Origin of the sequence: Massilia polaris, from assembly GCF_012927275.1 — a bacterium.
In the GTDB taxonomy this organism is placed as follows: domain Bacteria; phylum Pseudomonadota; class Gammaproteobacteria; order Burkholderiales; family Burkholderiaceae_D; genus Telluria_A; species Telluria_A polaris.
Genome location: NZ_JABBGG010000003.1, coordinates 279749 through 292329, shown reverse-complemented (window position 1 = coordinate 292329; position 12581 = coordinate 279749). Strand labels below are relative to the sequence as shown.

General features: G+C 66.2%; 12 protein-coding genes. 9 read left to right on the top strand and 3 right to left on the bottom strand.

Features of this window, described 5'->3' with window-relative positions; translation table 11 throughout:
- The first annotated feature begins 1 nt into the window (after position 1).
- The 8 genes from ccoS to HHL21_RS07590 all read left to right on the top strand — a co-directional run bounded on the left by ccoS (position 2) and on the right by HHL21_RS07590 (position 5596).
- Entirely contained in the window at positions 2-163 is a 162-nt protein-coding gene (gene ccoS, locus HHL21_RS07625) for a cbb3-type cytochrome oxidase assembly protein CcoS (RefSeq protein WP_169464659.1), read from the top strand.
- 93 nt (positions 164-256) lie between these two features.
- Positions 257-1684 (top strand): cytochrome-c oxidase, cbb3-type subunit I, encoded by a 1428-nt coding sequence (gene ccoN, locus HHL21_RS07620; protein ID WP_169464658.1) that lies wholly within the window; start codon positions 257-259, stop codon positions 1682-1684.
- Positions 1685-1702: 18 nt separating this feature from the next.
- On the top strand, positions 1703-2317 hold the full coding sequence (gene ccoO / locus HHL21_RS07615; RefSeq protein WP_169464657.1) for a cytochrome-c oxidase, cbb3-type subunit II: 615 nt from the start codon (positions 1703-1705) through the stop codon (positions 2315-2317).
- Between the two features lies 1 nt (position 2318).
- The gene (locus HHL21_RS07610; protein WP_169464656.1) at positions 2319-2507 is read left to right on the top strand and encodes a cbb3-type cytochrome oxidase subunit 3; all 189 of its coding nucleotides are present in this window, start codon (positions 2319-2321) and stop codon (positions 2505-2507) included.
- On the top strand, positions 2500-3438 hold the full coding sequence (gene ccoP / locus HHL21_RS07605) for a cytochrome-c oxidase, cbb3-type subunit III (protein WP_169464655.1): 939 nt from the start codon (positions 2500-2502) through the stop codon (positions 3436-3438). Before HHL21_RS07610 ends, ccoP begins: the two co-directional genes overlap by 8 nt.
- Positions 3435-4808: a cytochrome c oxidase accessory protein CcoG gene (gene ccoG / locus HHL21_RS07600; protein ID WP_229496172.1), complete on the top strand. Its 1374-nt coding sequence runs from the start codon at positions 3435-3437 to the stop codon at positions 4806-4808. The genes ccoP and ccoG overlap by 4 nt, the downstream gene beginning before the upstream one ends.
- 15 nt (positions 4809-4823) lie before the next feature.
- A complete protein-coding gene (locus HHL21_RS07595) occupies positions 4824-5357 on the top strand; it encodes a FixH family protein (protein WP_169464654.1) in 534 nt (177 codons plus the stop codon).
- Positions 5354-5596 (top strand): hypothetical protein, encoded by a 243-nt coding sequence (locus HHL21_RS07590; RefSeq protein WP_206085651.1) that lies wholly within the window; start codon positions 5354-5356, stop codon positions 5594-5596. The genes HHL21_RS07595 and HHL21_RS07590 overlap by 4 nt, the downstream gene beginning before the upstream one ends.
- 10 nt (positions 5597-5606) lie before the next feature.
- Here the strand turns inward: HHL21_RS07590 and fnr are convergent, their stop codons facing one another.
- Genes fnr through rhlE1 form a run of 3 tightly spaced genes read right to left on the bottom strand, consistent with a single transcriptional unit; the run spans position 5607 to position 10245 of the window.
- Positions 5607-6371, bottom strand: coding sequence for a fumarate/nitrate reduction transcriptional regulator Fnr (fnr, locus tag HHL21_RS07585; protein WP_169464653.1), 765 nt, complete (start codon positions 6369-6371; stop codon positions 5607-5609).
- A gap of 60 nt (positions 6372-6431) precedes the next feature.
- Entirely contained in the window at positions 6432-8948 is a 2517-nt protein-coding gene (locus HHL21_RS07580) for a cation-translocating P-type ATPase (protein ID WP_169464652.1), read from the bottom strand.
- Positions 8949-8994: 46 nt separating this feature from the next.
- Positions 8995-10245: an RNA helicase RhlE1 gene (rhlE1, locus tag HHL21_RS07575; RefSeq protein WP_169464651.1), complete on the bottom strand. Its 1251-nt coding sequence runs from the start codon at positions 10243-10245 to the stop codon at positions 8995-8997.
- A 474-nt stretch (positions 10246-10719) separates the two neighbouring features.
- Here rhlE1 and HHL21_RS07570 point away from each other — a divergent pair, with 474 nt between their 5' ends.
- A complete protein-coding gene (locus HHL21_RS07570; RefSeq protein WP_169464650.1) occupies positions 10720-12552 on the top strand; it encodes a DUF885 domain-containing protein in 1833 nt (610 codons plus the stop codon).
- Positions 12553-12581 lie beyond the last annotated feature (29 nt).

The following is a 12581-nucleotide window of genomic DNA, read 5'->3' as shown; positions in this document are numbered from 1 at the left end:
AATGGAAGCGCTGTTCCTCCTCATTCCCCTCAGCGTGATCGTCGTCGCGGTCGCGGTCTGGATCTTTTTCGGGGCGTCCGACAGCGGCCAGTTCGACGACCTCGATGGCCCGGCGCTGCGCATCCTCCACGACGACGATTCAAATTCGCCCGGCACGCACTGATCTGGTCGATTTTGATTCACATCAAGGATTTTTGAACTCCAGAAATCCAAACTTCAGTCTGTCATCACACATCGCAAATCCAGGAGAAGCATTTTGGACACAGGTCTAAATTACAACTACAAGGTCGTCCGGCAGTTCACGATCGCCACCGTCGTCTGGGGCGTGATCGGGATGCTGATGGGCGTCGTCATCGCAGCCCAGCTGGCGTGGCCGTCGCTGAACTTCGACACGCCGTGGCTGACCTACGGCCGCCTGCGCCCGCTGCACACCAACGCCGTGATTTTCGCGTTCGGCATTTGCGGCCTGTTCGCCACCTCGTACTATGTTGTGCAGCGTACCTGCCAGGTGCGCCTGTTCTCGGACAAGCTGGCCGCATTCACGTTCTGGGGCTGGCAGGCCGTGCTGGTCGCCGCCACCATCTCGCTGCCGATGGGCTTCACGCGCGGCAAGGAATACGCGGAACTCGAATGGCCGATCGCCATCCTGATCACCGTGGTCTGGGTCGCTTATGCCGTGGTCTTCTTCGGCACGCTCCTCAAGCGCAAGGTCAAGCACATCTACGTCGCCAACTGGTTCTTCGGCGCCTACATCCTGGCGGTCGCCGTGCTGCACGTGGTGAACGGAGCGGTGATCCCGGTGTCGGCGATGAAGTCGTACTCGGTCTACTCCGGCGTGCAGGACGCGATGATCCAGTGGTGGTACGGCCACAATGCGGTCGGCTTCATCCTGACCGCCGGCTATCTGGGCATGGTGTATTACTTCATTCCGAAACAGGCCGAGCGCCCTGTGTACTCGTACCGCCTGTCGATCGTCCACTTCTGGGCGCTGATCTTCACCTACATGTGGGCCGGCCCGCACCACCTGCACTACACCGCGCTGCCTGACTGGACCCAGTCGATCGGCATGGTGTTTTCGCTGATCCTGCTGGCGCCGTCGTGGGGCGGCATGATCAACGGGATCATGACGCTGTCGGGCGCCTGGCACAAGCTGCGCTCCGACCCGATCCTGAAGTTCCTGATCGTCTCGCTGTCGTTCTACGGCATGGCCACTTTCGAAGGCCCGATGATGTCGATCAAGACCATCAACTCGCTGTCGCACTACACCGACTGGGGCATCGCCCACGTCCACGCCGGCGCGCTTGGCTGGGTTGGCTTCATCACGATGGGTTCGATCTACTACCTGATCCCGCGCCTGGCCGGCAAGACCGCGATGTACAGCACCCGCCTGATCGACCTGCATTTCTGGGTAGCGACCATCGGCATCGTCCTGTATATCGCCTCGATGTGGATCGCCGGCGTGATGCAGGGCCTGATGTGGCGCGCGGTGAACCCGGACGGCACCCTGACCTATACCTTCGTCGAAGGCGTCAAGGCGACCTATCCGTACTACGTGATCCGTTTCGGCGGCGGCCTGCTGTACCTGTCGGGCATGCTGGTCATGGCCTGGAACACCTGGATGACGATGCGCGACACCGTCAGCGTCGACGCCCGCATCCCGGCGCTTACCCCAATTCACGCTTAAAACCGCAGGAGCTTTTCCATGAAATTTTCCCACGAGTGGATCGAGAAGAATCCATGGCTGCTGATCGGGCTGGTGGTGCTGGTCATTTCGATCGGCGGCCTCGTCGAGATCGTCCCGCTGTTCTTCCAGAAGTCGACCACCGAGCCGGTCGCCGGCCTGAAACCATACTCGCCGCTGCGGCTGGTCGGGCGCGACGTCTACATCCGCGAAGGCTGCTACAACTGCCACTCGCAGATGATCCGTCCGTTCCGCGCCGAGACCGAACGCTATGGCCACTACTCGGTCGCCGGCGAATTCGTCTACGACCATCCGTTCCAGTGGGGCTCGAAGCGCACCGGCCCGGACCTGGCGCGCGTGGGCGGCCGCTACAGCGACGAATGGCACCGCGCCCACCTCGACAACCCGCGCGACCTGGTGCCCGAGTCGAACATGCCGTCGTATCCGTGGCTGGCCAACGCCCAGCTGGTGCCAGCGGACGTGACGGCCAAGATGCGCGCGATGAAGACGCTCGGCGTGCCGTACACCGACGAAGAAATCGCGGCCGGCCCGGCGCAGCTGGCGGACAAGACCGAACAGGATGCGCTGATCGCCTACCTGCAAGGCCTCGGCACCCAGATCAAGACTAGGAACTGACATGGCACTCGAACAGATTTTTGACAGCGCAAGCAGCGTAATGACGGTGATCAGCTTCACCACCTTCCTCGGCATTTTGCTGTGGACCTTTGTCCTCAACCGGGGCCGCGACTTCGACGCCCAGGCGGCGCTGCCGTTTGCCGACGCCGAAGCGGACGACATGCACGCACGGGAGAATGGCCATGGCTGATTTCACCAGCGGGTTCTGGGACCTGTACATCTCGCTCATCACGATCCTGTCCATCCTCGGCTGCGGCATCCTGCTGTGGTCGCAGTCGGTCCACAAGGTCAGGTCGAAGGACGAAGCGGTCGGCACCACCGGGCACATATGGGACGACGACCTGACCGAGCTGAATACGCCGATGCCGCGCTGGTGGATGTGGCTGTTCTACATCACTATCGTATTCGCGCTGGTGTACCTGGTGCTGTATCCGGGCCTGGGAAGCAACGTCGGCAAGCTTGGCTGGCAGTCCAGCGGCGAATACAAGCAGGAGCTGAAACTGGCGCAGGCCGAATACGGCCCGCTGTTTGCAAAGTACGCCAGCCAGGACCTGGTGGCGGTGGCCGCCGACCCGCAGGCCAACGCCATCGGCGAACGCCTGTTCCTGACTTACTGTGCCCAGTGCCACGGCTCGGACGCGCGCGGCGCCAAGGGCTTTCCGAACCTGACCGACGGCGACTGGCTGTACGGGGGCGAGCCGTCGGTGATCAAGGCAACCATCATGCAGGGCCGCGCCGGCCACATGCCGCCGATGGGCGCGGCGGTCGGCTCGGAGAAGGACATCGAGAACGTCGCCCACTACGTCAAGAGCCTGTCCGGTTCGACGGCCGATCCGATCAAGACGGCGTTCGGCAAGGGCAAGTTCTCAGCCTGCATCGCCTGCCACGGCGCCGGCGGTACCGGCAACCCGATGCTGGGCGCGCCGAACCTGGCCGACAAGGTGTGGCTGTACGGCGGCAGTGCCGAGACGATCGTGGAAACCATCCGCAAGGGCAGGTCGAACAGCATGCCGGCCTTTAACGACTTCCTCGGCGAACCGAAGGTGCACGTACTGGCGGCCTATGTCTGGAGCCTGTCGAACCCGGCGCGCGCAAACAAGTCTGAACTGGCGCAAAAATGAAAGGCGCAGCACCCGCCGAGCATGTGATCCGGATGTATGCGGCGCGCGAGGAAATCTACCCGCGCGAAGCGAAGGGCCGCTATGCGGCCTTGCGCTGGGCCTGCGTGTGGATCACGCAGCTGGTGTTCTACGGCCTGCCATGGCTGCAATGGAACGGCCGCCAGGCGGTGCTGTTCGACCTCGGCGCGCGCAAGTTCCACATCTTCGGGCTGGTGCTGTGGCCTCAGGACTTCATCTACCTGGCCGCGCTCCTGATCATCAGCGCCTACCTGTTGTTCCTGGTGACCGCAGTGGCGGGGCGCGTGTGGTGCGGCTTCGCCTGTCCGCAGACCGTGTACACCGAAGTGTTCATGTGGATCGAGCGCAAAATCGAAGGCGCGCGCAGCGCCCGCATCCGGCTCGACCGCCAGCCGTGGACGGCGGGGAAGGTGGCGAAAAAGGCGGCCAAGCACCTGGCATGGGGCGCGCTGGCGCTGTGGACCGGCATTACCTTCGTCGGCTACTTCACGCCGATCGACACCTTGCTCGGGTCCATCGCAGTATTCGCGCTGGGACCATGGGAATCCTTTTGGGTGCTGTTCTATTCGTTCGCCACCTACGGCAACGCCGGCTGGCTGCGCGAGCAGGTGTGCAAGTACATGTGCCCGTACGCGCGCTTCCAGAGCTCGATGTTCGACAAGGACACACTGATCGTCACCTACGACAGCGCACGCGGCGAGCCGCGCGGCGCCAGGGCGAAGGGCGACTGCATCGACTGCAGCATGTGCGTGCAGGTGTGCCCGGCCGGCATCGACATCCGCAACGGACTGCAGTACGAGTGCATCGGCTGCGCGGCGTGCGTGGACGCCTGCAATTCGGTGATGGACAAGGTCGGCCTGCCGCCTGGCCTGATCCGCTATTCGACCGAACACGCGATGCAGAAGCGCTGGGTCACGCGCGAGATCACGGCACGGGTGCTGCGCCCCCGTGTGCTGGTCTACACCGGCTTGCTGGCGCTGATCGTGATCGCCTTCTTTACCACGCTGGCCATGCGCACGCCTTTGATGCTGGACGTGATCCGCGACCGCGGCGCAATGGGGCGCGAAATCGACGACGGCATGATCGAGAATGTCTACCGCCTGCAGGTGATGAACACCTCGGAACAGGCGCATACCTTCCGCATCTCGGTATCGGGCATCGACACCATCCGGCTCGAAACGCCTGCTGAAGCGCGCATCGATGGCGCCACCACGCGCGCAGTGCCTGTGCTGGTGCGGATCGACCACGCCACCGGCAAGCGGGGTTCGAACCCGATCGCGTTCGCCATCGAAGCGCTCGACGACCCGTCCCTGCGTGTCGAAGAAAAGGCCGTGTTCCTCGTGCCGAAATAACCCCAGGAGAATTCGATGAAGCTTAACCCGAACGAGCAGGCAGGCGCGCGCCGGCCCTGGTACACGCACCGCTGGCCGTGGCTGCTGATGCTCGGTCCCGCACTGGTACTGGTGGCCGGCGCCATCACCGGCTACCTTGCCGTGACCCGCGAAGACGCCGTCGTCGTGGACGACTACTACAAGAAGGGCAAGGCGATCAACCAGGACCTGCGGCGCGACAAGGTGGCAAGCAGCATGCAGCTGGCGTTCTCGGCGCGCCACGATCCGGCTGCCGGTGCGCTGGAAGGAACGCTGACCAGCTTGGGCCAGCCGATGGCCACGCCGTTCCGCATCCGCCTCGCGCACTCCACCCAGCCGCACAAGGACATGGTGATCGAAGCCGTGCCGGGACCCGGCGGGCGCTTCAGCGCAGCGCTGCCGCTGCTGGAGCAGGCGCGCTGGCGCGTGGTGGTGGAAGGGCCGAAGGGCGACTGGCGGCTGGCCGGAACGTGGCAATGGCCGCAGCAGCGCGCTCTGGATCTGCACGCCGACCTGGAGGCCGCGAAATGAGGAAGGGGATGCTGAAGCTGTCGATGGTGGTGCTGTGGCCGTCGTTTATCGCGGCGATGCTGGCCGAGGGCCTGTTCTTTTCCGTGTTCGATCCGGGCCAGCTGCCCAGGGCCGGGCTGATGAGCCCCATGGCCGTGTACACGGCGGGTTTCTTCGGGTTCTGGTCGCTGGGTGCACTCGCCAGCATGCTGACCTGCTACCTGGTTGCCGTGCCCGGCGATCACAACCCGCGGATCTGAGGCAACTCGCTCAGTTCATCGGGCTGCACACCTCGGTGCCGGCGGCCAGCGCCTTCAGGTGGGCTGCTTCGAGCAGGGTGACCTCGCGCTTGTCGACCGCGATCCAGCCTTGCTTCTTGAAGCGCGACAGCAGGCGGCTGACGCTTTCGATAGTCAGGCCGAGGTAGTTGCCAATGTCTTCGCGCGACATGCGCAGCTGGAAGCTGGTGGGCGAGTAGCCGCGCGCCGCGTAGCGGGCCGACAGGTTGATCAGGAAAACCGCGAAGCGCTGCTCAGCGCGCATGTTCCCGAGCAGGAGCATGACGTTTTGTTCGCGCGTGATTTCCTGGCTCATGATGCGGTGGAAGTGGCGCAGCAGCGTAGGCACCTGGCCAAACAGTTCTTCCAGCCGCGCGAACGGGATCTCGCACACCTCGCTGTCTTCCAGCGCCACCGCATCGCACTGATGATGGTCGCCGCTGATCGCGTCCATGCCGAGCAGTTCGCCGGCCATCTGGAAGCCGGTGATCTGCTGTTCGCCCGCCGCGTTGACCTGATAGGTCTTGAAATGCCCGAAACGGATCGCGTACAGGTTGCGGAACGGTTCACCCATCTGGTAAAGACGCTCGTCGCGCACCAGCCGGCGGCGCTTGCCGATGATCTGGTCGAGGCGGGTGATGTCCTCGTCGTCGAGTCCCATCGGAAGGCATAGCTGGTGCATGCTGCACCCGGCGCAGCTGGCTTTCAGCGCGCCAACGGTGATCGGTGCGGCAACGTAGCTAAGGGGTTGTGGCATGGAAACTTCCGTAAGGATAGTGCTGGTCATTATAGATCGTGAACCGCAATGCGGGGCAGTCTACCCCGCTGCTGCCGCACCAGTATGGGGCTTACGCAACAGTTTGAGCGCTTCGAACCACACAATGCTGGCAAGGCCGATTCCCACGGCCGCGGCGAGGTCGCCCGGTGCTGGCGCGGTGAAGCGGAACAGGCCGGCCAGCAGCGGTTGGTAGATTGACACCAGCAGCATGGCGAGCGCCACCCCGGCGACGATCCACACCAGCCGGTTGGTGGTTTGCAGTCCCTGCAGCATACTGCGCGTATGCGAGCGGTTGGCGAAGATCTGGGCGATGTTGGCCGCCACCAGCGCGGCGAAGCCGAAGGCGCGCGCCTGGTCTTCGGGCATGTGCCGGACCGCCCACCCATACGCGGCCAGCACCGCCACCAGGCTGCCCAGCCCGACCAGTGCGGCCCACGTCACCGTCCAGCCGCCGAACAGCGGCGCCTTCGGATCGCGTGGCGGCGTCGTCATGATGCGCGCCTCGGCCGGCTCGTTTTCGAACGCCAGCGCGCAGGCCGGATCGATCATCAGTTCAAGGAAGACGATGTGCATCGGGTACAGCAGCACCGGCCACCCGAGCAGCACCGGCACCAGCGCCATGCCGGCCACCGTCACGTGCACGCCGAGGATATAGCTCATCGACTTCTGCATGTTCTGGAAAATCTGGCGGCCAAGGCGCACCGCCTGCACGATCGAGCTGAAACGGTCGTCCAGCAGCACCAGCGCGGCCGCTTCGCGCGCGACGTCGGTGCCGCGCTTGCCCATTGCGATGCCGACGTGGGCGGCGCGCAGTGCCGGGGCGTCGTTGACGCCGTCTCCGGTCATGCCGACGATCGCGCCGCCTTCCTTGAGGGCCTGCACGATGCGCAGCTTCTGGTCCGGCGCGATCCGGGCGCACACGCCGGCGCCGCGCAGGTGCTCGCGCAGCTGGCCGTCATCCATGCCGTCGAGCGTGTCGCCGCTGACCACCTTGCCGGTATCGATGCCGGCCTGGGCGGCGATCGCCGCTGCCGTCGCTGGATAGTCGCCGGTGATCATCACGATGCGCACGCCGGCCGCGCGGCACGCCGCCACCGCATCGGGAATGTCGGCGCGCAGCGGATCGGCCAGCGCGACCAGCCCGACAAACGAAAACGCGAACCCGTGCTGCGCGGCGGGCAGCTCGCCGGCCCAGTCGGCGCTGGCCACGCCAAGCACCCGCAGGCCTCCGAGCGCCATCTGGTCGGTGGCGGCACGCACCGCGTCGGCGGCGGCGCCGTCGAGCGCGCACAGCGACAATATCGCTTCCGGTGCGCCCTTGGCGGCGACGATGTAGCCGGCCTGGCCCGGCTGCCGCCACGCCTGCGTCATCGCGCGCAGCGCAGGCGACAGCGGATACTCGCGCGCCAGCGCCAGGCCGGGGATCGGCGCCACCGCCAGTTCGTGCAGGGCTTTTTCCATCGGATCGAACGGTGCGGCCGCACTGGCCAGCACCGCGCGGCGCGCCAGTTCATGCAGGTGGCCGGGCAGCGGCGCGCCGTCCAGCGCGTGCACCACGCCGTCGGCGAACAGCGAGTGCACGCGCATCCGGTTCTCTGTCAGGGTGCCGGTCTTGTCGACGCACAGCACCGAGGTCGCGCCCAGCGTTTCGATCGCCGCGAGGCGGCGCGTTAGCACATTGGCGCGCGCCAGCCGCCACGCGCCAAGGGCGGGGAAGACGGTCAGCACCACCGGGAATTCTTCCGGCAGCATCGACATCGCCAGCGCGATGCCGGCCAGCAGCGACTCCAGCCAGTCGCCGCTGCGCAGTCCGTACAACAGCACCAGCAGCAGGCTCATGGCCGCCCCCACCGCGGCGAAGATGGCGACCAGGCGCGCGGTCTGCTTCTGCAGCGGCGAGCGCTCCGGAGCGATCTGCGCCAGTGCCTGGCCGATGCGGCCGATTTCGGCCGCCGCGCCGGTGGCCGTGACCAGCACCAGGCCGTGGCCGTGAACCAGCAGCGTGCCGGAATAGAGCAGGGGGGTGTCGTCGCCGCCGGGGCGCGGCAACGGGTCCGGCGCCGTGCCCGGCCGCTTCGACACCGCCGCCGACTCGCCTGTCAGCAGCGATTCGTCGGCCTGCACTTCGGCGCCTTCGAACAGCACGCCGTCGGCCGGTACCCGGTCGCCTTCGGACAGCACCAGCACGTCGCCGGGCACCACGCCGCGGCTGTCGATGTGGACCGGGGCGCCGTCGCGCAGCACCAGCGCGCGCGGGCTTCCGAGGTCGCGCAGGGCGTCGAGCGCGCGCTCGGTCTTGCCTTCCTGGTAGAGCGTCATGCCGATCGTGACCAGCACCATGGCAAACAGGAATGCGCCCTCGAGCAGGTCGCCGAGGACCAGATAGAGCAGGCCGCCGCCCACCAGCAGCAGGAACATCGGTTCGCGCGCGGCGTCGAGCGCGATATGGCGCCAGGTGCGGCGGGCGCCGCCGGGCAGGGCGTTCGGACCGCTGCGCTGCAGCCGCTCGGCCGCTTCGGAGCTGCTCAGGCCTGTGTGTCCGGGAATCGACGCCATGTCACGCCCTTCATCGCATGCCCTCGCAGGCAATGCATGAATGATATCAGGAGCGCGGCCTGAAGCGGACGTCTTCGGTAACGATCGCCTGGTCTTTGCGCTTCTTCGGTTTCTTCGGCTTTTTCACCACGTCGCCGGCGGCGTTGGTGACCGGCACCCGGTGGTCCGGCTCGAAGCCCGGTTCCTCGATGCGCTCCAGCGTTTGCCTGGTCAGTGTCTCGATCGCGGCCAGCTGGCGCACCTCGTCGGCGCACACCAGCGACACCGCTTCGCCCGACGCGCCCGCGCGGCCCGTTCGGCCAGTGCGGTGGATGTAGTCTTCGGCCACGATCGGCAGGTCGAAGTTGACCACGTGCGGCAGGTCGTCGATATCGAGGCCGCGCGCGGCGACATCGGTGGCGACCAGGATCTTCACGTCGCCGGCCTTGAAGCGGTCGAGCGCGCGCAGGCGTGCAGGCTGCGGCTTGTCGCCATGGATCGAGTCGGCGGCAATGCCGCCCGCGGCCAGCTGCGTGACCAGCTCCTCGACGCCGTGGCGGGTCTTGACGAAGACCAGCACCTGGCCCCAGCGGTTCTTCTTCAGCAGGTGCAGGAACAGTTCCGGCTTGCGCTTCTTATCGCACGGTACCGCCCACTGGCGGATCTTCGTGACCGTGGTGTTGCGCGGCGAGGCTTCGAGCGAGACCGGATCGTTCAACAGCTTGCCGGCCATGGTGCGGATCGGGTCCGAGAAGGTGGCCGAGAACAGCAAGGTCTGGCGCTTCTTCGGCAAGGCCATGAAGATGGCGTCGAGTTCGCGCGAAAAGCCCAGGTCGAGCATGCGGTCGGCTTCATCCAGCACCAGCGTGATCAGCTCATTGAATTTGACGGCGTTCTGGCTGTGCAGGTCGAGCAGGCGGCCGGGCGTGGCGACCATCACGTCGACGCCTTTGCGCAGCTTCATCATCTGCGGATTGATGCTGACGCCGCCGTAGGCAACCATCGTGCGCAGCGGCAGGCTGGCGCCGTAGGCGCGGAAGCTTTCGTGGACCTGCTCGGCCAGTTCGCGGGTCGGCACCAGCACCAGCGCGCGCACGCAGTTGCTGCCCACCTGCGGGCCTTCCATCGTCAGGCGCTGCAGCAGCGGCAGCGCGAAGCCGGCGGTCTTGCCGGTGCCGGTCTGCGCCGCGGCCATGACGTCGCGCCCGGCCAGCACGGCGGGAATGGCCTGGGTCTGCACCGGGGTCGGCGTCTTGTAGTCCAGCGTTTCGAGGGTGCGCAGCAGTGGGTCGATCAGACCGAGCGAAGCAAACGACATGTGGGGGTACCTTGCAGCAATGGGAAACAGGGCGACAGTTTACCTTGTTATGCCTGGCCGCCAGCCATAATGATGAAATCGCAGACGTTGAGGATAGGCCGAGCGCAGGGCGAACGGGCTCTGGCCGGCTGCCGGCGGGTGCGAAGGCCCCGGCCGCCGGTGCCGGCGTCAGGCGTGCCAGGCGATGGCGAAATGCGGTGTGATTACGGTCGGCTTAAGCGGTTCATGCCTGTCCTTGCACGCGGCAAGGGACAACAGACAGGCGAGGGCGGCGATAGCCTTGAGGCGAAAGTTCATTGGGCTCCCCCTTTACAACGCCATCATAGTGCCTTTTTGGTAAATGCGGCGCGGCGGCTGGCGTCTTTACACTATGCAATGCGGCCATATCGTTCTGGTTTGCAGCATTGATCCGTGATAGATTCTCACGCGGCAAGAGCGCGCAGCGCCTGCCATTCACGAATACGGAGACCTTGCATGCCAGTTGATTATCGTCGCGCCTCGAAGATTACCCTCGCGCTTCTCACCCCATTCCTGTTCGCCTCCGGCGCGCTGGCCCAGCCTGCGCCGGTCGCCGCCCCGGCCACCGTCGCAGCAGCCGGCGCCGAGCAGCGCAACGCGGCCTTCGACACCTGGGCCGACAAGTTCTCGGCCGACTGGGTGCGGCTGTCGCCCGAACGCGCCACCGGGTCGCAATACTTCAGCGGCGCCGAGCAGCAGGCGCTGGACCGCCAGCTGGCCCCGCAGACAAAGGCGCATCGCCAGAAGTACCTGGTGATGGCGCGCAACGGCATTACCCGCCTCGACCGTTTCCTGGCGGGCAAGCTCGACGCCAACCAGCGCATTTCGGCCCAGACCATGCGCTGGTCGCTGGCCAACACGGTCGCCAACGAGCCTTTCGAAGACCACGCCTTCGTGTTCTCGCAGTTCAGCGGCGCGCACATCTCGCTGGTCACCTTCATGACCGAGACCCACCCGGTCCGCAACGCCGCCGACGTCGACAGCTACCTGGCGCGGCTGGACCAGGTCGGCGCCCGGCTGGACGAAGCCACCGCCCGCGCGCGCAGCGCCGCCGAGCGCAGCTTGACACCGCCGCGCTTCATCCTCGAGCGCGCGCAAGGGCAGGTCGACGCCTTCCTCACGCCGGCGCCCGGGCAGAACGTGCTGGTCACCTCGCTGGCCGAGCGCAGCGCAAAGCTGGCGGACCTGACGCCGCCGGCACGCGCGGCGGCGATCGCCAGCGCGACCGCCATCGTCGCCGGCAAGATCCGTCCGGCCTATGAACGCACGCGCGGCTTCCTCGCCCAGGTCCATCCGAAGACCGGCGACGCCGCCGGCATCGACCGCCTGCCGAATGGCGCGGCGGCGTACAGCCAGGCCCTGGCCAATTTCACCGGCACCACACTGCAGGCGGCCGAGATCCACCAGATCGGCCTGCGCGAAGTGGCGCGCCTCGAAGGCCAGATGGACAAGCACCTGCGCACGCTGGGCTTCGCCGAAGGCAGCATCGAAGAACGCATGCGCGCGCTCGACAAGACCTTCCAGCTGCCGGCCGAGCCTGACCCGCGCCCGGAAATCATCAAGCGCTACAACGCGATGGTGCGCGACGCCGAACAGCGCTCCACCAAGCTGTTCAACCTGATGCCGAAGTCGCCGGTCGACGTGCGGCGCGAGCCGCCGCTGACCGAAGGCAGCGCCTCGGCGCACTACAGCCTGCCGGCACCGGATGGCAGCCGTCCGGGCATCTTCTGGGTACCGCTGCGCGGGCCGGTGTACGACATGATCCGCATGCGCAGCCTGGCTTATCACGAAGCCGTCCCTGGCCACCACTTCCAGCTGGCGATCCAGCAGGAACTGCAAGGCCTGCCGAAGTTCCGCACCATGCGCATCTTTGGCGGCGGCAGCGCGCACTCGGAAGGCTGGGCGCTGTATACCGAGCGGCTGGCGGTGGAAGAGGGCTGGTACGAAGGCGACATCCCCGGGCTGCTGGGCGCGCTGGGTTCAGAGCTGTTCCGCGCGCGCCGGCTGGTGGTCGACACCGGGCTGCACAGCAAGGGCTGGACGCGCCAGCAAGCGATCGACTACGGCCTGAAGCCATCGGAAGTCGAGCGCTACATCGTCTGGCCGGGGCAGGCCAACGCCTACATGCTCGGCATGCTGCGCATCCTCGAGCTGCGCGACAAGGCCAAGGCCGAACTCGGCCCGAAATTCTCGCTGCCCGGCTTCCACGACGTCGTCCTGCGTTCCGGCTCGGTGCCGATGGACGTGCTCGCCAAGCTGATCGACGAATGGATCGCCTCCCAGCGCTAAATGCGGTAGGGTAATGTTCCGAAATCGGG

What these genes read in the sequence shown, in the direction of transcription:
- ccoG (WP_229496172.1), top strand. Translation starts at nt 3,435, where the DNA reads ATGAAAGGCGCAGCACCCGCCGAGCATGTGATCCGGATGTATGCGGCG.
- HHL21_RS07610 (WP_169464656.1), top strand. Translation starts at nt 2,319, where the DNA reads ATGGCACTCGAACAGATTTTTGACAGCGCAAGCAGCGTAATGACGGTG.
- ccoO (WP_169464657.1), top strand. Translation starts at nt 1,703, where the DNA reads ATGAAATTTTCCCACGAGTGGATCGAGAAGAATCCATGGCTGCTGATC.
- HHL21_RS07570 (WP_169464650.1), top strand. Translation starts at nt 10,720, where the DNA reads ATGCCAGTTGATTATCGTCGCGCCTCGAAGATTACCCTCGCGCTTCTC.
- rhlE1 (WP_169464651.1), bottom strand. Translation starts at nt 10,245, where the DNA reads ATGTCGTTTGCTTCGCTCGGTCTGATCGACCCACTGCTGCGCACCCTC.
- HHL21_RS07590 (WP_206085651.1), top strand. Translation starts at nt 5,354, where the DNA reads ATGAGGAAGGGGATGCTGAAGCTGTCGATGGTGGTGCTGTGGCCGTCG.
- ccoP (WP_169464655.1), top strand. Translation starts at nt 2,500, where the DNA reads ATGGCTGATTTCACCAGCGGGTTCTGGGACCTGTACATCTCGCTCATC.
- fnr (WP_169464653.1), bottom strand. Translation starts at nt 6,371, where the DNA reads ATGCCACAACCCCTTAGCTACGTTGCCGCACCGATCACCGTTGGCGCG.
- HHL21_RS07580 (WP_169464652.1), bottom strand. Translation starts at nt 8,948, where the DNA reads ATGGCGTCGATTCCCGGACACACAGGCCTGAGCAGCTCCGAAGCGGCC.
- ccoS (WP_169464659.1), top strand. Translation starts at nt 2, where the DNA reads ATGGAAGCGCTGTTCCTCCTCATTCCCCTCAGCGTGATCGTCGTCGCG.
- HHL21_RS07595 (WP_169464654.1), top strand. Translation starts at nt 4,824, where the DNA reads ATGAAGCTTAACCCGAACGAGCAGGCAGGCGCGCGCCGGCCCTGGTAC.